26 protein-coding genes are annotated in these 25,516 nt (G+C 65.8%); 12 read left to right on the top strand and 14 right to left on the bottom strand.

The window, feature by feature from the left end; translation table 11 throughout:
- Nucleotides 1-27: 27 nt before the first annotated feature.
- Nucleotides 28-1,071 (bottom strand): Glu/Leu/Phe/Val dehydrogenase family protein, encoded by a 1,044-nt coding sequence (locus AC2T4A_RS10450; protein ID WP_486743242.1) that lies wholly within the window; start codon nucleotides 1,069-1,071, stop codon nucleotides 28-30.
- Nucleotides 1,072-1,225: 154 nt separating this feature from the next.
- Here AC2T4A_RS10450 and AC2T4A_RS10445 point away from each other — a divergent pair, with 154 nt between their 5' ends.
- A complete protein-coding gene (locus tag AC2T4A_RS10445; RefSeq protein ID WP_486743241.1) occupies nucleotides 1,226-2,035 on the top strand; it encodes a SirB1 family protein in 810 nt (269 codons plus the stop codon).
- Between the two features lie 4 nt (nucleotides 2,036-2,039).
- Here AC2T4A_RS10445 and AC2T4A_RS10440 read toward each other — a convergent pair whose 3' ends face one another.
- The 3 genes from AC2T4A_RS10440 to AC2T4A_RS10430 form a co-directional block, all read right to left on the bottom strand.
- Entirely contained in the window at nucleotides 2,040-4,583 is a 2,544-nt protein-coding gene (locus AC2T4A_RS10440) for a LuxR C-terminal-related transcriptional regulator (protein WP_486743240.1), read from the bottom strand.
- 197 nt (nucleotides 4,584-4,780) lie between these two features.
- Complete coding sequence (locus AC2T4A_RS10435; protein WP_486743239.1) at nucleotides 4,781-6,151, bottom strand: DUF1329 domain-containing protein; 1,371 nt, start codon at nucleotides 6,149-6,151, stop codon at nucleotides 4,781-4,783.
- Nucleotides 6,152-6,173: 22 nt separating this feature from the next.
- On the bottom strand, nucleotides 6,174-7,985 hold the full coding sequence (locus AC2T4A_RS10430) for a DUF1302 domain-containing protein (protein ID WP_416744713.1): 1,812 nt from the start codon (nucleotides 7,983-7,985) through the stop codon (nucleotides 6,174-6,176).
- 304 nt (nucleotides 7,986-8,289) lie between these two features.
- On the opposite strand from AC2T4A_RS10430, the gene AC2T4A_RS10425 reads away from it, so the two are divergent.
- The 3 genes from AC2T4A_RS10425 (at nucleotide 8,290) to AC2T4A_RS10415 (ending at nucleotide 10,965) form a co-directional block, all read left to right on the top strand.
- Entirely contained in the window at nucleotides 8,290-9,042 is a 753-nt protein-coding gene (locus AC2T4A_RS10425) for an AraC family transcriptional regulator (protein WP_416744956.1), read from the top strand.
- 113 nt (nucleotides 9,043-9,155) lie between these two features.
- Nucleotides 9,156-10,577 (top strand): NAD(P)/FAD-dependent oxidoreductase, encoded by a 1,422-nt coding sequence (locus AC2T4A_RS10420; protein WP_416744714.1) that lies wholly within the window; start codon nucleotides 9,156-9,158, stop codon nucleotides 10,575-10,577.
- 40 nt (nucleotides 10,578-10,617) lie between these two features.
- Nucleotides 10,618-10,965: a cupin domain-containing protein gene (locus tag AC2T4A_RS10415; protein WP_045210828.1), complete on the top strand. Its 348-nt coding sequence runs from the start codon at nucleotides 10,618-10,620 to the stop codon at nucleotides 10,963-10,965.
- A 108-nt stretch (nucleotides 10,966-11,073) separates the two neighbouring features.
- On the opposite strand, the gene AC2T4A_RS10410 is transcribed toward AC2T4A_RS10415, so the two are convergent.
- The 5 genes from AC2T4A_RS10410 to AC2T4A_RS10390 all read right to left on the bottom strand — a co-directional run bounded on the left by AC2T4A_RS10410 (nucleotide 11,074) and on the right by AC2T4A_RS10390 (nucleotide 15,058).
- Entirely contained in the window at nucleotides 11,074-11,841 is a 768-nt protein-coding gene (locus tag AC2T4A_RS10410; protein WP_478377837.1) for a crotonase/enoyl-CoA hydratase family protein, read from the bottom strand.
- Between the two features lie 124 nt (nucleotides 11,842-11,965).
- Nucleotides 11,966-12,877: an SDR family oxidoreductase gene (locus AC2T4A_RS10405; RefSeq protein ID WP_081516240.1), complete on the bottom strand. Its 912-nt coding sequence runs from the start codon at nucleotides 12,875-12,877 to the stop codon at nucleotides 11,966-11,968.
- Nucleotides 12,878-12,988: 111 nt separating this feature from the next.
- Nucleotides 12,989-13,282: a hypothetical protein gene (locus AC2T4A_RS10400; RefSeq protein ID WP_416744717.1), complete on the bottom strand. Its 294-nt coding sequence runs from the start codon at nucleotides 13,280-13,282 to the stop codon at nucleotides 12,989-12,991.
- A 100-nt stretch (nucleotides 13,283-13,382) separates the two neighbouring features.
- Nucleotides 13,383-14,276 carry an alpha/beta fold hydrolase gene (locus tag AC2T4A_RS10395; RefSeq protein ID WP_486743238.1) on the bottom strand — a complete coding sequence of 298 codons (894 nt, stop codon included), beginning with the start codon at nucleotides 14,274-14,276 and terminating at the stop codon, nucleotides 13,383-13,385.
- Nucleotides 14,276-15,058 carry a class II aldolase/adducin family protein gene (locus AC2T4A_RS10390; protein WP_024762699.1) on the bottom strand — a complete coding sequence of 261 codons (783 nt, stop codon included), beginning with the start codon at nucleotides 15,056-15,058 and terminating at the stop codon, nucleotides 14,276-14,278. The genes AC2T4A_RS10395 and AC2T4A_RS10390 overlap by 1 nt, the downstream gene beginning before the upstream one ends.
- 418 nt (nucleotides 15,059-15,476) lie before the next feature.
- On the opposite strand from AC2T4A_RS10390, the gene AC2T4A_RS10385 reads away from it, so the two are divergent.
- On the top strand, nucleotides 15,477-16,190 hold the full coding sequence (locus AC2T4A_RS10385) for a WbqC family protein (protein WP_486743237.1): 714 nt from the start codon (nucleotides 15,477-15,479) through the stop codon (nucleotides 16,188-16,190).
- Nucleotides 16,191-16,196: 6 nt separating this feature from the next.
- On the opposite strand, the gene AC2T4A_RS10380 is transcribed toward AC2T4A_RS10385, so the two are convergent.
- Both AC2T4A_RS10380 and AC2T4A_RS10375 read right to left on the bottom strand, forming a co-directional pair.
- Nucleotides 16,197-16,883 (bottom strand): LrgB family protein, encoded by a 687-nt coding sequence (locus tag AC2T4A_RS10380; RefSeq protein ID WP_486743236.1) that lies wholly within the window; start codon nucleotides 16,881-16,883, stop codon nucleotides 16,197-16,199.
- Complete coding sequence (locus tag AC2T4A_RS10375; protein ID WP_416744722.1) at nucleotides 16,870-17,247, bottom strand: CidA/LrgA family protein; 378 nt, start codon at nucleotides 17,245-17,247, stop codon at nucleotides 16,870-16,872. Before AC2T4A_RS10375 ends, AC2T4A_RS10380 begins: the two co-directional genes overlap by 14 nt.
- Nucleotides 17,248-17,360: 113 nt before the next feature.
- Between AC2T4A_RS10375 and AC2T4A_RS10370 the strand changes: the two genes are divergently transcribed.
- On the top strand, nucleotides 17,361-18,257 hold the full coding sequence (locus AC2T4A_RS10370; protein WP_486743235.1) for a LysR family transcriptional regulator: 897 nt from the start codon (nucleotides 17,361-17,363) through the stop codon (nucleotides 18,255-18,257).
- Between the two features lie 81 nt (nucleotides 18,258-18,338).
- Here AC2T4A_RS10370 and AC2T4A_RS10365 read toward each other — a convergent pair whose 3' ends face one another.
- Both AC2T4A_RS10365 and AC2T4A_RS10360 read right to left on the bottom strand, forming a co-directional pair.
- The gene (locus AC2T4A_RS10365; protein ID WP_486743234.1) at nucleotides 18,339-18,809 is read right to left on the bottom strand and encodes a cupin domain-containing protein; all 471 of its coding nucleotides are present in this window, start codon (nucleotides 18,807-18,809) and stop codon (nucleotides 18,339-18,341) included.
- Nucleotides 18,809-19,264, bottom strand: coding sequence for a flavodoxin (locus AC2T4A_RS10360; protein WP_486743233.1), 456 nt, complete (start codon nucleotides 19,262-19,264; stop codon nucleotides 18,809-18,811). The genes AC2T4A_RS10365 and AC2T4A_RS10360 overlap by 1 nt, the downstream gene beginning before the upstream one ends.
- A gap of 141 nt (nucleotides 19,265-19,405) precedes the next feature.
- Here AC2T4A_RS10360 and folM point away from each other — a divergent pair, with 141 nt between their 5' ends.
- The 5 genes from folM to AC2T4A_RS10335 all read left to right on the top strand — a co-directional run bounded on the left by folM (nucleotide 19,406) and on the right by AC2T4A_RS10335 (nucleotide 21,885).
- Nucleotides 19,406-20,131, top strand: a complete 726-nt coding sequence (gene folM / locus AC2T4A_RS10355; RefSeq protein WP_416744726.1) for a dihydromonapterin reductase — start codon at nucleotides 19,406-19,408, stop codon at nucleotides 20,129-20,131.
- A gap of 32 nt (nucleotides 20,132-20,163) precedes the next feature.
- A complete protein-coding gene (folE, locus tag AC2T4A_RS10350) occupies nucleotides 20,164-20,724 on the top strand; it encodes a GTP cyclohydrolase I FolE (RefSeq protein ID WP_416744727.1) in 561 nt (186 codons plus the stop codon).
- A 1-nt stretch (nucleotide 20,725) separates the two neighbouring features.
- Entirely contained in the window at nucleotides 20,726-21,097 is a 372-nt protein-coding gene (folX, locus tag AC2T4A_RS10345; RefSeq protein WP_416744728.1) for a dihydroneopterin triphosphate 2'-epimerase, read from the top strand.
- A 125-nt stretch (nucleotides 21,098-21,222) separates the two neighbouring features.
- Nucleotides 21,223-21,534 (top strand): DUF1244 domain-containing protein, encoded by a 312-nt coding sequence (locus tag AC2T4A_RS10340; protein ID WP_138522088.1) that lies wholly within the window; start codon nucleotides 21,223-21,225, stop codon nucleotides 21,532-21,534.
- 12 nt (nucleotides 21,535-21,546) lie between these two features.
- Nucleotides 21,547-21,885 carry a HopJ type III effector protein gene (locus AC2T4A_RS10335; protein ID WP_416744729.1) on the top strand — a complete coding sequence of 113 codons (339 nt, stop codon included), beginning with the start codon at nucleotides 21,547-21,549 and terminating at the stop codon, nucleotides 21,883-21,885.
- A gap of 282 nt (nucleotides 21,886-22,167) precedes the next feature.
- On the opposite strand, the gene trxB is transcribed toward AC2T4A_RS10335, so the two are convergent.
- Nucleotides 22,168-23,112: a thioredoxin-disulfide reductase gene (gene trxB, locus AC2T4A_RS10330; protein WP_486743232.1), complete on the bottom strand. Its 945-nt coding sequence runs from the start codon at nucleotides 23,110-23,112 to the stop codon at nucleotides 22,168-22,170.
- 423 nt (nucleotides 23,113-23,535) lie between these two features.
- Between trxB and AC2T4A_RS10325 the strand changes: the two genes are divergently transcribed.
- Nucleotides 23,536-25,467, top strand: coding sequence for a sensor domain-containing diguanylate cyclase (locus AC2T4A_RS10325; protein ID WP_486743231.1), 1,932 nt, complete (start codon nucleotides 23,536-23,538; stop codon nucleotides 25,465-25,467).
- Nucleotides 25,468-25,516 lie beyond the last annotated feature (49 nt).

The following is a 25,516-nucleotide window of genomic DNA, read 5'->3' as shown; positions in this document are numbered from 1 at the left end:
TACAGGTTCAGCTTTGCGCTGGGGGATTCAACGGCCCTCAGTGCCCCGAGTATCCCCATAGAGGATTCGCTCAGCCAACTTGTCGGCCACTCGCGCCGGTGACAGGTGATCGGCCTGGGCATGGGCGTAGACCTCGGTCAGGCGCTCGGCGATGCGCGACAGGTGCGCGGTGATGGTCGGCAAGGACTCGCCCTGGTGTTGCAAGGCGACGTAGATCAGCCCGCCGGAGTTGATCACGTAGTCCGGCGCATAAAGGATCCCTCTCCCCTCCAGCTCATCGGCGACGTCCGGATGGGCCAGCTGATTGTTGGCAGCGCCGGCGACGGCGGCGCAGCGCAGGTGCCCGACCACGTGTGACGTCAGCACGCCGCCCAGCCCACAGGGCGCAAGGATGTCGCACGGCGTGGTGAGCAGCGCTTCATTGGGTACCGGACGGGCGCCCAATTGCTCGACGGCGAGCTGGACCTTGCCGGCATCGATATCGCTGACCAGCAATTCCGCGCCGGCGGCGGACAGGTGTTCGGCCAGCGCGTAGCCCACATTGCCCAGCCCCTGGATCGCTACGCGCAGGCTGTCCAGATCATCGCTGCCCAGGCGCGCCTGGGCGCTTGCGCGGATGCCGGCAAACACCCCCAATGCGGTATGCGGGGAGGGATCGCCTCCACTGGTGGTGCTGGTGACATGCCGGGTGAACTGGGCGATGCAGTCCATGTCGGCACTGGAGGTGCCGCTGTCCACTGCCGTGATATAGGCGCCGCCGAGGGAATCGATCATGCGGCCGAAGGCTTCGAAGAGTTCGCCACGGTTGTTGACGTGGGGCGCGCGCAGGATGACGGCCTTGCCGCCGCCCTGCCTCAGGCCCGCCAGCGCCGCCTTGTAGCTCATGCCCTGAGCCAGGCGCGCGGCGTCGCGCAGCGCGGCATCGTCACTGGGATAAGGCAGGTAACGGCAGCCACCCAGCGCCGGCCCAAGCCGGGAGTTGTGGATGGCGATGATGGCCTTGAGTCCCGTGGCAGGGTCCTGGGCGAGATGCAGCGACTCGAGCCGGGTGGCTTCCATCATGTCGAACATGGCGGCGCTCCCTTGCTGGGAATGGACAGCGGTCCGAAGGCGGACGCTTTCAGTATAGGCAGTGCCTGTCACATCACCTTCACGGGCGACGACCGCGCCACTGGACGAGTGCCCAGCGCTCCGGTTACAACCGCAGGGTCAGCCGGAGAACGCCATGGACCCGCGTCAAGCCTGCCTTGCCTGTCTTGCCCAGGAGCCGCCCGCTCTGTTCGAAGCGGCCCTGTGGATCGCCACCGAGCACGAACCGCACCTGCCGCCGGAACAGGCGCTGCGGTTGTCCGACTCGCTTGCGCACCAGGTCGCGGTAGCGCTGCCCCAGGGCACCGGCGATACGGAGCGCGCGCAATATCTGCTGCGCCGGCTGAGCGAGCTGGGTTTCGCCGAGGACGACGAGTATCCGCTGCACCCTCGTGCGGCCCTGCTCCCCCAGGTGTTGCAGCGCCGCCATGGCCAGCCGTTGTCGCTGGCGCTGATTGCCCTGGAGATGGCGCGGCGCAACGGCATCACCCTGGTCGGAGTGAATTTCCCAGGACGCTTCCTGTTGCGCGTCCCCGGCGCCGATCACCTGCTCGACCCCGCCACCGGCCGCCGCCTCTATACCCGCGACTGCCGCGATCTACTGGCACGCCAGATGGGCGCCCACACCGAGCTATCCGCCGAACATCTGCGCACGGCCAGCGCCGTCGACATGCTGCAGCGCCTGTCGCGCAATCTGCGCCAGTTGCATCTGGCCGCCGGTGAACCGCTGGCGGCGCTCAAGGACGCCCAGCGCGTGCTGGATCTGGGGCCGCCCAGCGCCAGCGATCACCTCGCCCGTGCCGACCTCTACCACGTGCTGGATTGCCCGCAGGCGGAGCGCTACGACCTGGAGCGCGCCATGCTGCTCAGTGACGATGCCGCCGAGCAGATGCGCCTGGCCCAGCGCCTGGCCGACATCAGCGTGCCGCCCAAGGCGCTGCACTGACGCCTCAGACCTTCAGCAGACCAAGCTCCTTCGCCCGCGCCACCGCCTGGGTGCGCCGCTCCACGCCGAGCTTGCCGTTGATCCGGCGCGCATGGGTCTTCACGGTGTGCAGGGAGATGTACAGGCGCTCACCGATTTCCAGGTTCGAGCAGCCGCGGGCGATCAACTCCAGCACCGAGAGTTCGCGCAGGCTCAGCAGGTTGTGCGGGGCCATTTCGCCAGCGTGGGGGCGCAGGCCGAACAAACCAGGTTGGCGGCGCTGGGTATCGCGCAGGCTGGAGAGCAGCCCGAAGCGCTGCGCCAGCGAAACCCCTTCGTCCAACGCGCTGCGCGCCTCATCGAGGCTACCGGCGATGAAGTGCGCTTCCGCCAACGCCAGCCAGACGTCGCAGGCCAGGGTGTTGCGGCCCTGGCGCAGCAGGTCCGGCAGCATCCGTAGCAGACGCTGCAGGGCCGCCTCCACGTCGCCGTCGTAGAGCTCTGCCAGGGCCAAGTGATGTTCGACCCGCAGAATCTGGTCCGGTGCCGCCGCAGGCGGGCTGAGGCGGTCCATGCGGTAGCGCGCGGCGACCCGCTGGAGGATTTCCCGCGCAGGCCCCGCCCGGTTCTGGCGCAGATGCAGTGCGCCACTGGCAAGCAGCAACGGGCCGCGATAGATCGGCTCCGGCACATGCTGCAACTGCATCAGCCGTTCCACCTCCAGCAGGCGGCTGAAGGCGCCATCGGTATCGCCGTCCAGCGCATCCAGCCAGGCCATGCCGGTAAAGCCGTAGATCGAACTGGGATCGTGGCTGCGACGGGTTTCGTTGAGCCCGGCGATGAACAGCTCGCGCGCCTCATCGTCACGCCCCTGGCGCAGGCACAGCCAGCCCCGGCGCAGGGCGACGCGGCCGGCCATGGCGTTACAGGTGATGCGCATCTCGTCGAGGTATTCCTGAACCCGCGCCAGCAGCGCATCCGCGCGCTGCAGTTCGCCGCGCTGCTCCAGCCACTGGGCGCGGTCCAGCTCCAGCAGCGCTTCGAAGGTGGTGCTGCCTTGCAGACGCGCGCGGCGCAAGGCTTCGCGGTTGATCAATCGAGCCTCGGTCAGCCGTCCTTCGGCCTGGGCCTGCTGGGTCAGCGCCGACAGGCAGATCAGCGTTTGCGCCCAGGCTTCTTCGGGCAGGTACTGAAGCGCCTCGCGCAATTGTTCGCGAGCGCCCGGCAGGCCGCGCCCGTGGGTGAGCATGCCGTGGAGTCCCTGCCATTGGGCGATCAGCGCGCGCTGGCGGTGCTCGCCAGGCATCGGCAGGAAGTGATCGAAACCGGCCAGCAGCGCTTCCACGTCGTCCAGGCGACCAACGAAGAGCAAGGTCCAGGCATTGAGGATGAGCAGGCGCGGCGTGCTGCACAGCAGTTCTTCGGGGAGCGATTCGCGCAGTTGCAGGACCCGCTCGACGTTGCGGCCGTGCAGCAACTGCTCCTCGGTCAGGCGTTGCAGCAGGCTGGCGGAAACGTCCGGCTGTTCGGCATACAGGGAGTGCTCGAACGCCGAGTGGATTTCTCCGCACTGGGTGAACCACTGGCAGGCGCGCCGGTGCAAGGTCGCCGCCGGCCAGCGCGACAGGCTCGCCAGCGCTGACGCGAGCATGGGCGCCACCTGGAACCAGTGCTGGGTGTTGTCCACCGGTTCGATCAACACGCCCCACGCCTGCAGGCCGTCCAGGCCGAGGCCGGGCTCATCGAACAGGTAGTCGCACAGTTCGCGGTTGAAGCGGGCGATCTGCGCCAGGCCGCAGAGCGTTTCCGCAAGCTCCGCCGGCAGGCTCGCCAGGACTTCCCGTTGCAGATAATCCTGCAGCAGGCCATTACCGGTCTCGGCCATCTGGGTCGCGCAGGGCGCGATGGAGTCGTTGCCCAGGCTGAGCAGGCGCAGGCGCACGCCGGCGAACCAACCCAGGGTTGCGTCCTGCAGCCCATGGCGTTGGGTCTGGGGCCATTCCAGGCCGGCAGTCTGCAGGTAGGCGTCCAGCTCGCCCTGGTTCAGGGCCAGGGTGCCGGCACCCAGTTCCAGCAGCTCACCTTCAAGCAGCAAGCGGGTGAGGTTGCAGGCCGGGCGACGGCGGCTGGCCAGCCACCAGCCGATCTGCGGCGAGGCCACGGCGAGCAGGCGGTCGAAGCAGTCGTCGAGAGCGGAATCGGGTGCCCGGGGGTAGTCGTCGAGCATCAGCCAGACGGGTTCGCTGGCGTTCTCCAGCCAGGCCGCCAGGGCCGCCTCGCCGGACCAGGGCACACCCAGCGCTTCGCCCAGACGCTCACAGAACTGCTCGGGCGCAAGCTGCCGGCCACCCAGCCCCAGCCAGACCACGCGGGTGCCGGTCGGCGCCAGGCGCGCGCACTCGCTCATCAGCACCGTCTTGCCGCAACCGGGCGGCGCCACCAGCAGGCGCAGGCGGCACTCGGTGGCGCTCAGGCTGGCATGCAGCCGTTCACGGGGCAGGTGCTGGCGGGGTAGGCGAGGCAGCGCCGCACCATGCTGTGCAAGACTGTGCTGGGCGATTGTCGACATGGGCTTCTTCCGGCCATTTGCAGGCCAGACTATGCCCGCGAGCGGAGCGGGCAAAGGACCATCAGCCAGATTCATGGGACGGTATAGCGCGGGCCGCGCTCAGGCCTTTGATAGCGATTGCGCTCCCGTACCGGCGGCGCAAAAAAAGAAACCCGGCATCCACGAGGGATGCCGGGGCCAAGGAGTGAAGCGTTGTTTCAGCGAACGCCGGTGTTACGCAGCGCTGCCGGGGTGAAGTCGGCCATGCTGGCCTTCTGGCCGAACTGGTAGCCGCGCTTCTCCTCGTTGTTCAGACCGAAGGTCACGTAGCGGCCGGCGAGGATGTCGTACAGCGACTCGGCGGCATAGCCGGTGGCGAGCTCGGTATAGAAGGTCATCTCGTGGCCCTCGCCGACGCGCCACAGCTGGCCGCGACCGTCGTACAGCTCGGACACCGCGATCTGCCAGCTGTCCTCGTCGAGGTAGAAGTGGCGCTGACCGTAGATGTTGCGCTCGCCGGACTTCAGGGTGCCCACCACTTCCCACACGCGGTGCAGTTCGTAACGGGTCAGGTCCTGGTTGATGTGGCCCGGCTTGACGATGTCGTCATACTTGAGCGTCGGCGAGTTCAGGCGATAGCTGTTGTACGGAATGTACATCTCGCGCTTGCCCACCAGTTTCCAGTCGTAACGGTCCGGGGCGCCGGAGAACATGTCGTAGTTGTCCGAGGTACGCAGGCCATCCGAGGCGGTGCCCGGACCGTCGTACGCAACCTGCGGGGCACGGCGCACACGGCGCTGGCCGGCGTTGTAGATCCACGCCAGGCGCGGTTCCTTCACCTGGTCCAGGGTCTCGTGCACCAGCAGGACGTTACCGGCCAGGCGCGCCGGGGCCGTTACCTGCTGCTTGAAGTAGGTGAGGATGTTGCCGGTCTTGCTGACATCCTGGTCACCCATGTTCTGCGGCACCGCGATCGATTCCTCGAAGCGGATCGGCGTGTAGCTGCCGTTGGTCTGCGGCACCACCTGTACTACCGAGCGGGAGATATTGCCGCCGTGGTAACGGGTCAGGTGGTTCCACAGCGCCTGCACGCCGTTCTTGGGCAGCGGGAAGGCGTAGTAGCGGCTCTTCTCGAAGTTCTCCAGGCCATTGCCATCGTTGATCGGCTGGACGAACTCGGCGCTGCGCTTGATGGCGGCATAGATGTCATCGGGCAGCGCGAAGGTGCGGTGGGTCTTGTACACCGGGATCTTGTAGGTGTCCGGGTAGCGCTTGAACATCGCCAGCTGGCCGGCGGAGAGCTTGCCCTTGTACTGATCGGCGTTCTGCGCGGTGATGGTGAACAGCGGCTTCTCGTCGGCGAACGGGTCGGAGAGGAAGCCCTTGGCGTCCAGCTTGCCGGCGGTGCGGGAGATGCCGCCGGTCCAGGCCGGGATGCTGCCATCGGCGTTGCCTTCCTTCTGCGAGCCCATCGGCGTCAGGCTGGTGCCCAGCTTGGCCACTTCGTCGGCGGACACCGCCGCCATCACGCCGCAGGACAGCAGGCTCAGGGCCAGCGCGCCGCATTGGAGGATTCTTGTCGTTCTCATGTCGATTCCTTGAGCAGGCAGGTCAGAAGTTCACGCCGAAGCTGAGCGAAACGAAGTCCCGGTCGACGATGGTGTTGTAGTCGCCGCCAAAGAAGTTCGTGTAGTTCAGGCTCGCGGTGTAGGTGTTCTGGTAGTCCGCGTCGATACCGAGGCTGGCAGCCTTGCTGCCCTCGTTGAAGACCGGGCCGTAGCCGTGCACGTCGTGGGACCAGGCGAGGTTCGGCTTGAGGTTCACCCCGGCGAAGACGTTGTTGTAGTCCCAGATGGCGCGGGCGCGATAACCCCAGGACGACGAGGTGTAGAAGCCGCCGCTGCCGTACTCGTTCCGCGCGGTGGCGTTCTCCGGTACGCCGTAGACCGAGTCACGACCGTAGCGCTCGCCGACTTCATCGGTCATGCCGCCAACGTAGGTCATGCCGACTTCGCCCACCAGAGTGAGGCGGTCCGCGCCCATGGTCTGGTCGAAGAAGTGGGTGAAGGTGGTCTGTGCCTGGGTCACTTCCTTGCGCACGTAGCCGTGGCTGATGCGGTTGGCCTGAGCCAGCGCGCCGGCCGCACCACCACTGGTGAAGCCGCCGACCACGGTAGTGGCGAGCAACGGCGTCATGTCGGTGGTATTGAGCTGCAGCGGCATGTTCGGCCGGTAGCTGATCTCGCCGTTCCACGCAGTACCGGTGGGCAGGGTGGTGGAGAAGCTCAGACCGTACAGGCGGATGTCTTCCGGGTACTCCAGGAAGTAGTTGCCACGCCCCAGCAGCAGCGGCTGGGCCAGCGCGGCGCCACCGGGCACGGAGAGCGCGCGCAGGACATTGCCGATGTCGGCGGTGCCGGCGTTCTTCATGCTCACGATCGGCGTACGGCTGTGGTAGTTCATGGCGTAGGCGCCGTATTCCACGTCGTCGCCCAGCCAGCGCAGGGCCAGGCCCCACTGACCGGAGTCACGTGCGTCACGGTCGGCACCACGCGGCACCATCAGGCCCTCGGGGGTGACGGTAACACCCAGGGAATTGAGCAGTGCCTTGGTCGCCGGCGCATTCAGCGAATTGACCGTAGCCGGGTCGAGGATGTTGTAGTTGGTGTTGCAACCGTCGGCAGCAACGTCGGTGGTAGAGAAGAACGTGCCGCAGTTGTCCAGCACCGTCTGGTCCCACTCCAGCTGGTAGAAGCCTTCCACGGACAGCGCGTCGGTCAGGCTCTGCGACATGTACAGCATGTTCACCGGGATCAGGCCTTCCTTGATTTCCGAACCAGGACGGCGGAAGGCAGAGACATCGATGGGGTTGATGGTGTTGATGCTGTTGCCGATGAAGGTGCTTTCACCCCAGCTCACCACCTGCTTGCCCAGGCGCACGGTGCCCGGCATGTCGGCGATGGCGTAGTTGTAGTAGCCGAAGGCATCGAGCAGCTGCGCACCGGAAGACTTGGCGCCTTCCTTGCGGCCGTCGTCCGAAAGATCCTTGAAGGCAACGCCCTCGTCCTTCAGGCGGAAGTCATACCAGTACTTGCCCCGGGTGAACACGCCGAAGTCCCCGTACTTCAGCTCCAGGTCGTGGATGCCCTTGAAGATCTTCGAGAAGGTATGGCCCTTGCGGAAGTTCTGCCGGCCATCGTCGTTGGTCTGGGTCATGCCGTGGCCGCCGTTGGCGGCACCGATCAGATCCTCTTTCGGACTCTGGGTACTCCAGCTGGCCCCCACGGACAGACTGGAATCGAACTGTCCTTCGATTTCCCCGATATTGAAGTTGATTGCCTGAGCCTGGGTGGCGCATCCCAGGGCGACAGCAGTGGCGAGAAGTTGCGGTTGGAAGAATCCGCGCCTTGTTTTTGTTGTCATGCGGCTCTCCTGACGGTGTCTAGGTGGCCTTACCCTACTGAGCGACCTGACAGGGAGTAAGCGCTCCAAGGTGGTATTTGGCGTGTCGCCCGAAAGAGTGAATCCCCCCTCTGGGACGGGCTCTGGCGGGCGATATTGGTGCAGGCGATGACGGATCATCGAGACGATGGATAGTGCCTTGCACCCGGCAGGTGCTTTGCCACTACCCGAGAAGCGCCGTCTGGGGCATCCTTAGCCCCCTATGCATGCCATCGACCAACGCCCGACCGACAGCCACCTCACCGAGCAGACCCGCGAGGTGGTGCTGCGCTACCACCAGTGCTGGAAGCATCGCGACCTCGAAGCGGTGCTCGCGCTGTATCACCCGCAGGTGCAGTACAACGACTTCTTCCAGAACCGCACCCTGGGCTACACCGACCTGCGCGACTACGTGCAGGGCACCATGCCCAGCCGCCCGGAAGAATTCCTCGACCACATCGACCGCATCCGCGTGGACGGCGACACCGCCTTCATCCAGTACCGCATCGCGGTGACCCTGAGCGGGCGTCTGGCGACCTTCCATTCCAGCGAAGCGATCACCGTGCGTGATGGCCTGATCTGGCGCATCAACGAATACGCCTCGGTGGTACGCGAAGGCGGCGAAAGCCGTCCGCAGGCCATCGACCCGCGTCCGGCCACCAGCCGTCTGGGTCTCTCGCCGCGCCAGCTCAGCCAGTTGGCCAGCGACCTGGAGGACTACTTCAGCAAGAGCCAGCCGTACCTGGCGCCGGACCTCGACCTGACCCAGGTGGCCACCGCCACCGGCTACACACGCAACCAGATTTCCTACCTGCTCAACCAGGTGATGGGCCTGAGCTTCTATCAGTACGTCAACCAGACGCGCCTGACCCACCTGCTCAGCCAACTGCGCCCGCCGCTGCCCTCGCGCATCGACGAGCTGGCCTTCTCCGCCGGCTTCAACTCGCTCTCGGCCTTCTATCGCTGCTTCCGCCAGCAGACCGGCCAGTCCCCCCGCGAGTACCTCAAGCGCCTGCGCGAGGAACAGGCAGAGGCCTGATGCGCCCCTGCCGGCGGGTACGCGAGCAATCCTCGCGTACCCGCGCGCACGACAGAACCCCGCGCCAAATCTAGGCTTGCCGACATTCCCCCCTCTTCCTTTTGGAGTCGTCTATGTCGGCATGGCGTCATATCAGTCTGTGGATGAACCAGCTGGACGATGATCTCGTTCCGCGGCCGTCCCTGCAGGGCACCCTGGACGTCGATGTGGCCATCGCCGGCGCCGGTTACACCGGCCTGTGGACCGCCTACTACCTGAAGCTGCGCGCACCGCAGCTGAAGATCGCCATCGTCGAGGCCGAGACCGCCGGCTTCGGCGCCTCGGGCCGCAACGGCGGCTGGCTGATGGGCAACATGCTCGGCGAAGACCGCCTGCTCGCCGGCCTGTCGCCCGAGCAGCGCCGCGCATCCTATGACCTGCTGCACGACATCCCCGATGAAGTGGCCCGCGTCCTCGACCGCGAAGGTATCGACTGCGACTACCGCAAGGCCGGTGTGCTCTATACCGCCGCGCGCTATCCGGAGCAGGAAACCCGCCTGCGCGAGTACCTCGCCCACCTGCACGCCGAAGGCCTGACCGAAGACGACTACCGCTGGCTGAGCAAGAGCGAGCTGGCCGAGCAACTGCGCATTCCCAGCGCGCTGGGCGCCATCCACACCCCGCACTGCGCCACCATCGACCCGGCCAAGCTGGTCCGTGGCCTGGCTCGCGCCGTGGAACGCCAGGGCACGCAGATTTTCGAGAAGAGCCGCGTCACCCATTGGGCACCCGGCCTGCTGCGCACCGACCAGGGCGAACTGAAAGCCCAATGGGTGGTGCCAGCCATCGAAGGCTATGCCGCCGACCTGCCGCCGCTGGGCAACTACCAGTTGCCGGTACAGAGCCTGCTGGTGGCCACCGAGCCACTGCCTGAATCGGTCTGGGCGGAGATCGGCCTCGACAAGGGCCAGGCCTTCAGCGAATTCAGCCGCCAGGTCACCTACGGCCAGCGCACCCCGGACAACCGCCTGGCCTTCGGCGCTCGCGGCGGCTACCGCTTCGGCGGCAAGCTGCGCAACGACTTCAGCCTGACCAACGATGAAGTGGAGCTGCGCCGCTACCTGTTCAGCGAGCTGTTCCCGCAACTCAAGGACGTGCGCATTACTCATACCTGGGGCGGCAACCTGGGCATGTCGCGGCGCTTCCACCCGCACATGCTGATCGACCGCCGCAACGGCATAGCGCTCGCCGGCGGCTACGGCGGCGAAGGTGTCGGCGCCACCAACCTGGGCGGCCGCACCCTTGCCGACCTGATCCTCGGCCAGGACAGCGCCCTCACCCGCCAGCCGTGGGTCATCAACGACCGCAGCGTGCAGGACGGCCTGCGTGGCTGGGAGCCCGAACCCTGCCGCTGGATCGGCTACAACGCCATCATCCGCAGCTTCGTGCACGAGGACGATGTGCTGGCCAACCCCCACAGCGCACCCTGGCGCCGCCGGCTGGCCGAGAAGGTCGCCGCCAGCATGGAAAACCTGATGACCTGGAAGGTCGGCTGAAGCGCCGCCCCTCCGATAAAGAACCCCACTGGAGCCCCGTATGAAACTGACCCACTTGAAAGACACCCTGCACGCGCAACTCGGTGAAGCCAACCCGGTGGCCGTGCCCCTGGGCGAGCCGATCTCGGAAACCCGAGTGGAATCCATCGAACGCCCCGACGGCGTGGAAACCGGCATCTGGGAATGCACCCCCGGTCGCTGGCGCCGCCAGATCGTCGAGCAGGAGTTCTGCCACTTCATCTCCGGCCGCGGCACCTTCACCCCGGACGGCGGCGAACCGATCGCCTTCCAGGCCGGCGACGCCTTCCTGCTGCCGCAGAACAGCCTGGGCATCTGGGACATTCAGGAAACCACCCGCAAGACCTATGTGATCATCGAGCGCGACTGACCTGCTCTTCGTAGGAGCGAGCTTGCTCGCGAAGCCGATTCACCGGCAGCGCCAGCGCTGGGCAATTTCGCGAGCAAGCTCGCTCCTACAGTCACAACGTCACCTTGATCAGAACTTCCCGTGCCGCCCTTCCCCGTCGGCGAAGCGTTTAGCCCCGTCCACGGTCTCGCCGCTTTCGATCACCGCCATCCCGCCCTGGAATTCGTTGGCCAGCGCCACGTCGAACGAGAGCTCCCATTGCGCGAACACGCTCGCCCGATCCGCCAGCATGCAGCGCTGCGGGAAGTCGGCGATCTCCCGCGCCAGTTCCTCCGCCGCTTCCAGCGCCGTCCCGCTCGCCACCACGCGATTGGCCAGCCCCATGGCGAACGCTTCCTGCGCCCCCACCGGGCGGCCGGTGAGGATCAGGTCCAGCGCCCGGCCCTGGCCGACAATGCGCGGCAAGCGCACGGTGCCGCCGTCGATCAGCGGCACGCCGAAGCGTCGGCAGAACACCCCGCACACGGCGTCCTCGGCCATTACCCGCAAGTCCGCCAGCAACGCCAGCTCCAGTCCGCCGGCCACGGCGTAGCCTTCGATGGCGGCAATCAGCGGCTTGGACAGTTGCATGCGGCTTGGCCCCATGGGCGCATCACCTTCGGTTTCCAGGCGGTTGCGCCGCTCACCGTTCTCGGCCACGGCGGCGAGGTCCGCGCCTGCGCAGAAGGTCCCGCCGGCGCCGGTCAGCACGGCGACGCGGGCCTGCTCGTCCAGCTCGAACTCGCGCAGGGCATCGGCCAGCGCCTGGGCGGTAGGCCGGTCCACGGCGTTACGCACCGCAGGGCGGGCGATGACCAGGGTGGTCACCGGGCCGTTCTTCTGGATTATCACGCTCATGGCGAACTCCTCGGGCCGGGAAGCAGAAAAGCAAAGGGCCGGCTTTGAGCCGGCCCTTTCACCTTACTGCGTTCGCCGCCGTGGAACAGCCCCGCTGGCCGTTCCGCCGGTCAGGCTGGCCGGATCAACCGGCGTATTTCTGCAGGTTGGCCATCATCTCGCGCAATGCTTCGACATTGTCCTTGGGATGCGCGGCGTTCTCGAAGTCGCAGATCTGCGCGAAGTTGGCCGCCACGTCCTCGACGCTGAAGCCCTCGCGCGGGTCGAAGCCCACTCCCAGGCTGCGCTCCCAGCGCACCTTACCGATCCAGCCGCCGCCCACTTCGAACAGGCCGGAGGTTTCCTGGCAGGCCTCGCTGCCCAGGTACACCACCAGCGGGCTGACCAGCTCGGGCTTGAGCGCTTCGAACACTTGCGGCGGGATCAGGCCTTCGGTCATCCGGGTACCGCCGGTGGGGGCGATGGCGTTGACGAAGATGTTGTTCTTGCGACCTTCGATGGCGAGGTTGCGGGTCAGGCCGTAGAGGCCCAGCTTGGCCATGCCGTAGTTGCTCTGGCCGAAGTTGCCGTAGATGCCGGAGGTGGACGAGGTGAAGATCACCCGGCCGTAGCCCTGCTCGCGCATGAATGGCCAGGCCGCGCGGGTCACCTTGTAGGCGCCCTCGACGTGGACCTTGTAGACCAGGTCCCAGTCGGCGTCTTCCATCTTGTGGAAGGTCTTGTCGCGCAGGATGCCGGCGTTGTTCACCACCACGTCGATGCGGCCGAATTCCTCGACGGCCTGGCGGACGATCTTCTCGCCGTCGGTCACCGAATCGTGGTTGGCAATCGCAGTGCCGCCCGCTTCGCGGATTTCCGCGACCACACGGTCGGCAGCCGAGGCATTGGCGCCCTCACCGTGAGTACTACCACCCAGATCGTTCACCACCACCTTGGCGCCGTGCTTGGCGAACAGCAGGGCGTGGGCACGGCCGATGCCGCCACCGGCTCCGGTAACGATCACGACTTTTCCGTCGAAACGCAGGGCATCACTCATGATTGGGGCTCCAGGCAGAATGGTTTTTTTCGAGTGTCCGGCAGTCACGATCCGGTCACAACCAAGACGACCAAGGCTGAATGGTGCTCGATAAGGCCAGGGGATGATCCGTCAGCGCATCGGCATGTTCAGGTCATCGCGCGGGCCGAGCTTGAACAGCCACCAGTCGTACTCGCTCCAGAACAGCAGCAGGCCGAAAGCCGGCAACAGTGCCAGCGCGCCGAGGGCGGCGGGCACCCAGTTCTGCGTGATCCAGGCGTAGTAGCCGCCGGCCGCGCAGGCGCCGACCAGCACCAGGAGCACGGGAATGGCGACGAAGGCGAAATCCCGACGCAGGTGCAGCAGTGCCCGGTACAGCAGCGAACCCTGCGGCTGGCGGACAGGAATGACGGATTTGAGTGGCATGGCAGCGACCTCCGGCTGGACAAAAACCGGGGAAGCTACCGCTGCCACTCAGGGCCGATCTATCAGTCAGTTCCGAATCTGCAGGTGGATCGGTCCTTAACTACGGTGCCCGTTCCTGTCGGAACGCCAGATAATGCTGTAGCACCTGCTCCGGCGCCTCGACCTGCGGGTAGTGGCCGATACCGGGCAGTTCGACGGTGTCCGGCTGCGGGATCAGTTCGCGGTAACGCTCCACCATGTGCGCGCCGGAGATTGGATCCTCCGGGCCGTCGATCAGGCGCAGCGGCACCGACGTGCGTTGCATCGCGCCGACCCAACGTTCGCGGTGCTGGCGACGGTCCAGGATGTAGTGGATCAGCCGGTGCATGACGCGCGGCCCGTCGTTATGGCGGATCAGCTCCCAGAAGGCATCCAGCTCCGCTTCGGACGGTTGAGTCTGCGGGCCGAACACCTTGGCGAAGTTCTGCGCCAGGCGCTTGCGGTCGAACAGCCGGCCGAACAGCGAACCGAAGGGGCTGAGCAGCAGTTTCTGCGACAACACCGCGCGGTGGGTCTCCGGGAACAGCCCGCCATTGAGGAAGACGAGCGACGCCAGGGCGAAACCGCCTTCCTCGTGCCGCGCCAGCAGCTCCTGGCCGACACTGTTGCCGTAGTCATGCACCAGCAGGTGAACCGGCTCATGCACGCCCAGGTGCTCCAGCAACGCCTGTTGCAGGTCGGCCTGTTCGAGGATGCGGTAGTCATGCCCCTTGGGTTTGGCCGAATCGCCGAAGCCGAGCATGTCGCAGGCGATCAACCGATACCGCTCGGCCAGCGGTTGCCAAAGGTAATGCCAGTCCCAGGAGGCGGTAGGGAAACCGTGGACCAGCAGCAGTGGAGCGCCGCTGCCGGCGCTCCAGTAACGTATTGCCCTGTCTTGCCGATCATTGGCACGGAAGGTGAAGTCGCGGCCCTGCGCGCGCCAGTCGCGCAGGGCGATGCCGGCCAGCGCCATCAGTCGCGGTAGCCGGGGTTCTGCAGGTCCAGCTTGCGCAGCAGTGCCGGCCACGCCAGCGCGCCGCCCATGCCCTGCTTGCTCTTGGTCACGGCGGCGGCCATGGCGCGGGCGCCATCGAGAATCTGCTGCGGGATCATGATCAGTTCGGCGCCGCCGCCCTGGGCCAGCACCTGGATCTCGCAGGCGCGCTGCAGGGTGAACATCATCAGGAAGGTGTCGGCGATGGTCGCCGAGCAGGTCAGCAGGCCGTGGTTGGGCAGGATCATGAAGTTGGCTTCGCCCAGGTCCGCCTGCAGGCGTGCCTTCTCGTCATGGTTCAGCGCCACGCCCTCGTAGCCGTGGTAGGCCAGGCTGGAAAGGACGAACAACGATTGCTGGGAAATCGGCAGCAGGCCCTGCTTCTGCGCGGAGACAGCAATACCGGCGGCAGTGTGGGTGTGCAGGACGCAGGCGACATCGTGGCGGACATCGTGGATGGCGCTGTGGATGGTGTAGCCGGCCGGGTTGATGTCGTACGGGCTGTCCATCAGCTTCTTGCCCGAGGCGTCCACCTTCACCAGGCTCGACGCGGTGATCTCGTGGAACATCATGCCGTAGGGGTTGATCAGGAAGTCCTCGGTGCCGGGGACCTTGGCGGAGATGTGGGTGAAGATCAGATCGTCCCAGCCCTGCAGGGCGATCAGCCGGTAGCAGGCGGCGAGGTCGACGCGGGTCTGCCATTCGGCGGCGGAGACCTGATCCTTGACGTTCACGGTGGGCAGCGGATGAGCGGCGTGCATGGTCGGTAGCCTCTTCGTTGTTGTTAGATGGCGCAGTCTAGTCAGCGCGGCGGGGTATCGACTGTCACGGAACTGACAGTTTCCTCTGGCAGTGTCTGGCGAATGTTCCCCTATAAGCACGGGCCGACAACTTGCCTTGCGCAAGCGGTTTCCCAACCTATAGTGGGCAAAGTCGGTTCCAACGGCGCAGTAAGACACGGCGCCCCGGCGACTCCCTCCAAAAGCGCTATCCAGACAGTGCGGCAGCCAGCTCGCACGTCAGGGCTGGCGGAAGCGTGCGCGAATTTCATCCCTGCCCCGGCGCCCCTTTCGGCGTCGCCGACTCATTTGGCAACATTTCGCAATATCTTTCGCAATGCGTTCGAGAAGTACCCGGGAGTCGGGAGGAGACTCCAGTTCGGCAAACGAGGCAGCCGACGTGAAACGAACCGCCATCATGCAGCCCTATTTCTTCCCATACCTGGGCTACTTCAGCCTGATCAAGCACACCGACCTGTTCGTCCTGTTCGACACCGTGCAATACATCCACCACGGCTGGATCGAGCGCAATCGCATCCTCAAGCAGCAGGACGGCTGGTCATATATCCGCGTGCCGCGGATCAAGCACCACCGAGAGACGCTGATCAAGGACGTGCTCCTGGACAACCGCCAGGATTGGCGCCGCACCCTGTTCTCGCAACTGGACGTGTACCGCAAGGTCGCGCCCTATTACCGCGACGTACGGGAGATGATCGCCGCCTCGCTGGATCACCCCTTCGAGGACATCGTCTCGCTTAACAAGTGCACCCTGGAGGCGACCTGCTCCTACCTCGGCTTCCCGCGGCAGATGCCGGTGCTCTCGCGCATGGAACTGCCGATGGAGCGGCCGACCGCGCCGGACGAATGGGCGCTGAACATCTGCAAGGCGCTGGGCAATGTGGAGGAGTACTGGAACCCGCCGGGCGGGCAGAGCTTCTTCGACCGCAGCAAGTACGACGCCGCCGGGCTGACCCTGCGCTTCCAGGAGCCGAAGATCACGCCCTATGAACAGAAGCGCCCGACCTTCGAGGCGGGCCTGTCGATCATCGACGTGATGATGTTCAACTCTCCCACCGACACCTCGCGCATGCTCGATGCCTACCAACTGAGCTGAGCCTCCCTACAGGCACCAGGTCAGGACCGGCGCCATCAGCAGGTTGAACAGCCCGGTCAGCACCATCAACAGCCCCGCCGCCGAACCTTCTTCCCCGCCGAACTCATAAGCCCGACTGGTGCCCGCCCCGTGGGCGCCAACGCCCAGCAGCGCGCCACGGGCCAGGGCGGAGCGCAGGTGCAGCAGTTTCATCAGTACACCACCGATCAGCGCACCAAATACCCCGGTGATCATCACGAAAGCGGCGGTCAACGCAGGAACGCCACCCAGGTCGTGGGACATCTCCATGGCGAACGGCGTGGTGATTGAGCGCGGGATCAGCGACAGGGTCACCTGGCCGTCCAGCGCCAGCGCGTGGGCCAGCGCCCAGGAACTGCCGATGGCCATGGTGGTACCGGCCAGCATGCCGGTCAGCAGGGCCGGCCAATGGCGGGCGAGCAAGGCGCGCTGCTGCCAGATCGGAATGGCGAAGGCCACGGTGGCCGGGCCGAGCAGCGCCACCAGCCAACTGGTGTCACGGGCGTAGTCGGCGTAGCGCGCCTGCATCGGGATCGCCAGGGCAAACAGCAGCACCGGGACGAAGACGATGGGCGAGAGCCAGTACTGCTGGAAGCGGCGGTAGAGGGTACGGCTGAGCAGGTATCCGCCGAGGGTGACGGCCAACCAGAACAGGGCTTGCTTATCGAGGCTCATGGCGCGAACTCCTGTTGCACATCCATTCCACCGCCAGCGCGGTGGAGAGCATCACCATCACGGTGCTGGCGGTGATCACCAGCAGAATCTTCCAGCCGTCGCTGCGCAGCAGCGGGCCATAATCCAGCAGGCTCATCAGCGCGGGGATGAAGAACAACAGCATCTCCGCCAGCAGCAGGCCGGCACCGCCCTGCAGCAGAGCCGGGCGGATCGCGCCGCAGGCGAACAGCACCAGCAGCAGCGCCAGACCGATCACCCCGCCCGGCAGCGGCAGGCCGGTGAGCGTGGCGATCCAGCCGCCGACCCACCAGAAGGCGGCGAGGACGGCGAGTTCGAAAATCAGGCGGGCGGCGCGGCGGAACATGGCGGCGATCTCGATGCGTTGAGCGGGTGGAGAAATCGGTTTGGAATGGCGCAAAGCCTACGCCCGCGCCTATCATCCCCAAAGCGAATAGATCGAATCGGAGCCATTCCAGAATGGAATTCAAGCAGCTGCGCACCTTCGCCGAAGTCGTGCGCCACGGCAGCTTCACCCAGGCGGCGGTGCACCTGAACGCCAGCCAGTCGGCGGTCAGCAAGCAGGTCGCCCAGCTGGAGCAGAGCCTGCGCGTGCAACTGCTGGAGCGCAGCGGCCCGCACATTCGCCTGACCGCCGCCGGCGAAGTAGTACTGCGCCGCGCCGAAGACATGCTGCGCCTGCGCCGCGAACTGCACACCGAGCTGGATGACCTTACCCAGTTGCACCGCGGCGAACTGCGTCTGGGCCTGCCGCTGCTGGGCGCCGACGCGCTGTTCGCCGGGCGCTTCGCCGAATACCGGCGACGCTACCCGAACATCGACGTGCACCTGATCGAGGGCGGCAGCAAGACCATGGAAGAGATGGTCCACAGCGGCGAACTGGAGCTGGGCGGCGGCCTCACACCGGACGATCCCGGCTTCGACTGGCAGCCCTTCTGCAACGAGCCGCTGGACGTCCTGCTACCCTCCGCCCACCCGTTGGCCGGGCGGGAAAGCCTGGCGCTGAAGGAGCTGTCCGATACGCCTTTCCTGCTCTACCAGCAGAGTTTCACGCTCAACGACCGCTTGCTGCGCGCCTGCCGCGAGGCTGGTTTCGAGCCAAAGGAAGGCGGCCGCAGCGGTCAGGCAGATTTTCTCGGCGCACTGGTCGCCGCCGGGCAAGGCGTGGTACTGCTGCCGCGCGTGGTGGCAAAGGATCTGGAGCGGCCAGGGCTGGTGCGCGTGCTGCTGAGCCAACCGGACCTGCATTGGGATATCAGCTTCATCTGGCGGCGTGATGCGTATCTGTCGAATGCGGCCAAGGCGTGGCTAGGATTGATGCTGGAGATGCCGTTGCATCCGGCGGGCACGGCGTGATGCGGGTTCGCGAGCAAGCTCGCTCCTACAAGAGAGCGTTCAGGTGCCAACCTGTAGGAGCGAGCTTGCTCGCGAACCTGATCAGAGCAGCTCGGGAAACTCACCGACCAGCTTCGGCCACGCCCGCTGCGCATCGGCATCATCGGCCAGCAGCCCGAACCCGGCAAACTCGAACGCCGGCGAAACGGTACAGCCCACCAGCACGTAATCGCCCAGGCAGCGCGCCGCCTGCCAGGCATGGGCCGGCACAGCGCGTTGCGGCAGACTGCCCTCGCCCACCGGGCCAAGGGTTTCAATGCGCACGTCGGACTCCGGAGCGTCGGCGGTCAGCAACTCCAGTGGCGAACCTTCGTGGAAGTGCCAGAGCTCGTCAGCATCCACACGGTGCCAGCGGCTGACGGTGCCGGCAGGCAGGAGAAAGAGAATGGCCGACGATTGTGGCCGGCCATCGGCGCCCTTCAGAGCGGATTCGAACACGCGCCGGTAGAAACCGCCCTCGGGGTGCGGGGCGAGCTGCAGCGTATCGACCAGGTAGCGGGCGCGGGGATGCATCAGGCCTTCAGCGCGCTGATGAACTCAGCCAGCCACGGCTCGGAGTCGGTTTCCTGGTCCACCGTCTCGCTGCCATCCAGGCGCAGCATCGGCACCACTTCCGTTACCCCCAGTTCAGCGAACAGCTCGCGCACCTGCTCGCCGCCGCCGCAGTAGGTATCGCCGTAGCTGGAATCGCCCAGCGCCAGCACGCCGCCAGGGCGACCGCGCCAGTCGGCGGGCAGGCGATCGCGGATGGCGTGGAACAGCGGCTGGAAACTGTCGGGCAGGTCGCCCATGCCGGTGGTGGAGGTCACCACCAGGAAGGCTTCGGGAGCGAATTCGATCATCGCATCCAGAGTGGCGCGGGGGTCGAACCAGGCTTCAAAGCCAGCGGCTTCGAGCAGGCGCTTGGCGTGACGCGCGACTTCTTCGGCGGTGCCGTAGACCGATCCGGACAGGATGGCGACTTTCATGTTCACTCCCACAAGGCAAGACAAGGCCGCCCATTATGCCCCATCCGTGCCGCACCGCGCCGGGGCTGGTATAGTTTTGCCCTACCCGGCCGCTCGGATATTGTCTCGCGCGGCCTTTCCAAGGATTTTCGCGAGGCGCGCATGGGCCAGACCCCAGCCCCCATCCTGATCACCGGCGCCAGCCAGCGCATCGGCCTGCATTGCGCGAAACGCCTGCTGCAGGACGGCCAGCCGGTCATCGCGACCTATCGCCAGGAAAAACCCGGCATTGCCGAACTGCGCGAGCTGGGCGCCACCTGCCTGCACGCCGAGTTGGCCGATGAAGCCGGCATCCTTGCCTTCATCGACGAGCTGAAATCCCACACCCAAAGCCTGCGCGCGATCCTCCACAACGCCTCCGCGTGGATTGGCGACACGCCCGGCGAGGAAGCCCAGGCCTTTGAATCGCTGTTCCGCCTGCACATGCTCGCGCCCTACCTGATCAACCTGCGTTGCGCGCCATTGCTCGAACGCGACGCCAGCGAGCGAGGCGCCCCGGCGGATATCATCCACCTCTCCGACGACGTCGCCCGCAAGGGCAGCGCCAACCGCATCGCCTACTGCGCCAGCAAAGCCGGCCTGGACAACCTCACGCTGTCCTTCGCCGCGAGCCTCGCACCGCGCATCAAGGTCAACGGCATCGCGCCGGCACTGATCATGTTCAACGACGGCGACGACGACGCCTACCGCGCCCGCACCCTGGCGAAATCCGCCATGGGCATCGAGCCGGGCCCGGACGTGATCTACCAGAGCGTGCGCTACCTGCTCGACAGCCCCTACGTGACCGGCACCACCCTGACCGTCAACGGCGGCCGGCACCTCAAATGACCCGCCCGGCGCGGGCACGAGGAACTCCCACCATGATCGAAGACATATCTCACCACTACCGTGAGATTCTCAAAGGGCTCGGCGAAGACCCGACCCGCGAAGGTCTGCTGGACACCCCCAAGCGCGCGGCCAAGGCCATGCAGTACCTCTGCCACGGCTACGGGCAGACGCTGGAGGAAATCGTCAACGGCGCGCTGTTCGCCTCGGACAATGACGAGATGGTCATCGTCAAGGACATCGAGCTCTACTCGCTGTGCGAACACCACCTGCTGCCCTTCATCGGCAAGGCCCATGTGGCGTACATTCCCACCGGCAAGGTGCTGGGCCTGTCGAAGGTTGCGCGCATCGTCGACATGTTCGCGCGTCGCCTGCAGATCCAGGAGAGCCTGACCCGGCAGATCGCCGAGGCGGTCCAGCAGGTCACCAGCGCCGCCGGCGTGGCGGTGGTGATCGAGGCGCAGCACATGTGCATGATGATGCGCGGGGTGGAGAAGCAGAACTCGGTAATGAACACGTCGGTGATGCTCGGCGCCTTCCGCGCGTCCACCAATACCCGCCAGGAATTCCTGCAACTGATCGGACGGAGCAAGTGAAATGACGCAACTGGAGCCGGGCATGGCGCGAATCCGGGTCAAGGATCTGCGCGTGCGCACCTACATCGGCATCAAGGAGGAGGAAATCCTCAACAAGCAGGATGTGCTGATCAACCTCACCATCCTCTACCCCGCCGGTGACGCGGTGCAGGTCAACGACATCGACCACGCGCTGAACTACCGCACCATCACCAAGGCGATCATCGCTCACGTGGAAGAGAACCGCTTCGCCCTGCTCGAGCGCCTGACCCAGGAGCTGCTCGACCTGGTCATGGCCAACCCGGCCGTGCACTACGCCGAAGTGGAAGTGGACAAGCCCCACGCCCTGCGCTTCGCCGAGTCGGTGTCCATCGCCCTCGCTGCCCAGCGCTGAGCGTCCGGCGCCAGCAGTACGCCCGTGCCAGTCGGCCAACGGGCGTTGCTGGCAGATCGCCCGCCTCTTAGAATCTCGCCAGCCCCGCCATGCGCCTCCGATGCGCCCTTGTTGAGAGACCTGCCATGACCGAGCCGATGAACCTGACCGACGAGCAGCGCACCGAACTGGAAGCCGCCGCGTTCCGCACCCTGGTGCAGCACCTGCGTACCCGCAAGGACGTGCAGAACATCGATCTGATGAATCTTGCCGGGTTCTGCCGCAACTGCCTGTCCAAGTGGTACAAGGCAGCGGCGGACGACATGGGCCTGCCTGTCAGCCCGGATCAGGCCCGCGAAGAGATCTACGGCATGCCTTACGCCGAATGGAAGGCCAAGTACCAGACGGAAGCGACCCCTGCCCAGCAGACGGCCTTCGATAACGCGAAGAAACACTAAGAGTTTGCCTTGATGACCCTGACCGATTTCCGCTCGCGCCTGCGCAGCGAGCAGCACCTGTTCACCGATACCCTGGCGTACATCGCCGAGCACTACAGCTACACCCCCAGTGCCTTCACCAACGGCAGCGTGGAAAACCCCGCCGGGCAGAACGAAGGTTCCTGCAAGACCCTGGGCTTCGCCATTCTCGAAGGCCTGAGCGAAGAAGAATCGCTGCTGGCGTTCGGCGAGCACTACCGCGCGGTGCGCGAGCACCCCGAGGGCACCGACCACGCCAACATCCGCGCCCTGCAGAACACCGGGCTGGCCGGCGTCAACTTCGAGCGCCAGCCGCTGTCGCGCCGCGGCTGAGGTTCTAGCTCGATGAAAAAGCCCCGCTGATGCGGGGCTTTTTTATTTCGCGCGCAACGGTCTGCACCTGTAGGAGCGAGCTTGCTCGCGAACCTGCCAGGTAGGCGTTGTGCGGTTCGCGAGCAAGCTCGCTCCTACGAGAAGCCAGGCCTAAGCCCCAGTACGTAGGGCGAATAACGGTTTGCGCGCTATCCGCCCTGCAACGATCCCTTTTCCCGCGATACGGACAGAAAAAGGCCCCGCATAGCGGGGCCCCTTCCTGCACGCCGGCTCTTCGGGCCGTTACAGGGAATCCAGATAACGTTCCACATCCAGCGCGGCCATGCAGCCGGCGCCGGCGGAGGTGATCGCCTGGCGGTAGACGTGATCGGCCACGTCGCCAGCAGCAAATACACCGGGAATGCTGGTCGCTGTGGCGTTGCCGTCACGGCCGCCGTTCACCACCAGGTAGCCGTCCTTCAGCTCGAGCTGGCCTTCGAACAGCGAGGTGTTGGGCGTGTGGCCAATGGCAACGAACAGGCCGTCGACCGCAAGCTCCGAAGCCTCGCCATCATTGTGGCGCAGGCGCACGCCGGTAACGCCCATGTCGTCGCCCAGCACTTCTTCCACCTGGGCGTTCAGGCGCAGCTCGATCTTGCCTTCGGCGATACGCGCACGCAGTTTGTCCTGCAGGATCTTCTCGGCGCGGAAGCTCTCGCGGCGATGCACCAGGGTCACCTTGCTGGCGATGTTGGCCAGGTACAGCGCTTCTTCCACGGCGGTGTTGCCGCCGCCGACCACCGCTACTTCGCGGTTGCGATAGAAAAAGCCGTCGCAGGTGGCGCAGGCGGACACGCCCTTGCCCATGAAGCCTTCTTCCGAGGGCAGGCCCAGGTATCGCGCACTGGCGCCGGTGGCAATGATCAGCGCATCGGCGCTGTACGTGCCGCTGTCGCCCTTGAGCACGAAGGGTTTGCCAGCCAGGTCGACACCGTGGATGTGGTCGAAGACGATTTCGGTCTCGAAGCGCTCGGCGTGTTCCTGCATCCGCTGCATCAGCGCGGGGCCGGTCAGGCCGTGGGGATCGCCTGGCCAGTTGTCGACCTCGGTGGTGGTGGTCAGTTGGCCGCCGGCCTGCATTCCGGTGATCAGCAGCGGCTTGAGGTTGGCGCGGGCAGCATAGACCGCGGCGCTGTAGCCCGCAGGCCCGGAACCCAGGATGATGACGCGCGCGTGACGATCAGACATGACAGCCTCCAGTGCTCGGATGAGGAGCGGGGTGCAAAAGAAAAGGGAGCTGCCAAAGCACCAGGGGGAAGGTTGGGAGGGCGGCAGCTCCACGTAAAAGTTTCTTGCGCGGACCGCATGGCCCGGAGACCGTGGGCAATGCGGTGTGACCTGAGTCACGCTTTGCATTGTCCCGCAGAACTCCGGGAAACCCTTGAGATAAGTCAGGGATTTCCGCAGTCGCCCTCGGCTCCTTGAGATAAGTCAGGGAGTGTCGGATCGACCCTCGAACTCGTTCGATACCACATGGCGCGCAGCTTATCGCCGCCGCCAGGTCCTGCTGAAATGCCCAATCTCAATGCCCCTCATAGGCTGTCCCTATGCGACGGGCGCCCATTGCCTGGATGGCTAGACTCAAGCAAACCAAAGGTCACCAGTACCACCATGAACCTTCGCGCCCGCCTGCTATGGCTGTGCCTGCCCCTGTTCACTGCGAGCCTCGCAGGGGTCTGGCTGCTGTCGGACATGATCCTGCTCGACCGCTTCGATCGCGGGGACCGCCAGCGCCTGGCCGACGAGGTGCGCATCGTCCACAACCGCATCGCCTACGAGAAACAGCGCAACCTCGATATCGTCCACAGCTACGCCTGGTGGGACTCCAGCTACCAGTTCATGCGCCTGCCGCAGGCGCGCTTCGTCGAGGACAACCTCGACCAGGACCTGCTCGGCATCCTCGGCTTCGACTATGTGCTCTACGTCGACCGCGACGGCCACATACTCGCCCAGCAATGGAAGCTCGACGAACTGCCCCAGCGCTTCCCCGGCCAGCAAGTGCCGGACGCCAATCAGCTGCGCCGCAGCATCCTGGAAACGGCGCTGCGGCTGGGCGCGCTGGACATGGACGACGACCCGCGCCACAGCCTCGACCAGTTGCTGCAGGTGGAGGGTGTTCCGCAACTGCTGCTCAGCTACCCGATCAGCAATACCTCCGGCACCGCCAAGCCCGCCGGCGCGGTGATCGCCGGCGTGCTGCTGGACAACGCGCGCATGTCCAACCTGCAGACCCAGATGGGCGCGACCCTGCGCCTGGTGCAGGACCAGGTGCTGGAGAAGGACTGGCGCACCCTGAACATCCCCACCGGGCGCGGCGCCACCCTGCTCAGCCCGCGGCGCCTGCTGGACGAGAACAGCCAGCAGATGTCGCTGCTCTATCTAGATTCCCGTGGCAAACCGCAACTGCGCCTGGAACTCACCAGCCCCCGGCCGCTGTACCAGCAAGGCCGACAGGCCGTGCGCCTGTTCCTCTACCTGACCCTGGCCCTGCTTGGCGGCGCCACCCTGCTCGCCTACATCGCCCTGGAGTTCCGCATCATCCGCCGGGTCACCACCATGAACCGCGAAGTCGCGGTCATCGGCCAGGACGACACCCCCTCGCGGCTGAGCCCGCAAGGGGCGGATGAACTGGGCCAGTTGGCCACCGAGATGAACCGCACCCTCGACCGCCTGGAACAAAGCGAGGCGCGGGACCGGGCGATCCTCGACGCGATCCGCGACGGCTACTTCGAGATGGACACCCGGGGCGTCATCCGCACCCTCAACCCCGCGCTATGCCGCATGCTCGGCTACGACGCCGAGCAGTTGGACGGCCAGCACTTCAGCATCCTGCTGCAGGAGGATGACCTGCGCCGCGCCCAGGGCCTCTACCAGCAAGCCCGCGACGATGAGCAGGAAACCACCTTCTCCGCCCCCTTCAAGCGCCGCGACGGTCGGCTGGTGAGCTGCGAGACGCGGCTCTCGGCGATCCGCGACGCCCACGGCGAGTTCCTCGGGTTCCGCGGGATCCTGCGCGACATCAGTGACCAGGTGGCCTACCAGAAACAACTGATCGACCTGGCGTACCGCGATACCCTCACCGAACTGGGCAACCGCAAGGCCTTCAATGAGCAATTGCAGCACGCGGTCGTGCACAGCAACCGGGTGGCCCTGCTGTACATCGACCTGGACCGCTTCAAGCAGGTCAACGACCGCTTCGGCCATGCCATCGGCGATGCATTGCTCAGCACGGTGGGCGAGCGCATGCGCGGCAGCCTGCGCCAACCGGACCAGGCCTTCCGCCTGGGCGGCGACGAGTTTGCCGTGTTGCTGGAGAACGCCGAGCCGGAACAGGCCGAAGCCCTCGGCACACGCCTGCTGAGCATATTGGGCGGCGCCTACCATCTGGGCGGCCAGGTGATCGATTTCGTCACCCCCAGCATCGGCATTGCCTTCTACCCGCAGGATGCCGGCGACGCCGATGCCCTCACCCGCGCCGCCGACATTGCCATGTACCAGGCCAAGCAGGACCGCAACCGCTGCAATCGCTATACGCCCGCCTGAGAGCGGCAGGGAGAACACATACCCGGCAAAACAGACGGCTCGCCGGTCG

This window comes from Pseudomonas sp. PVC-3-1, assembly GCF_057444315.1.
The sequence above is the reverse complement of the archived record's forward strand: the minus strand, read 5'-3'. Positions and strand labels throughout refer to the sequence as shown.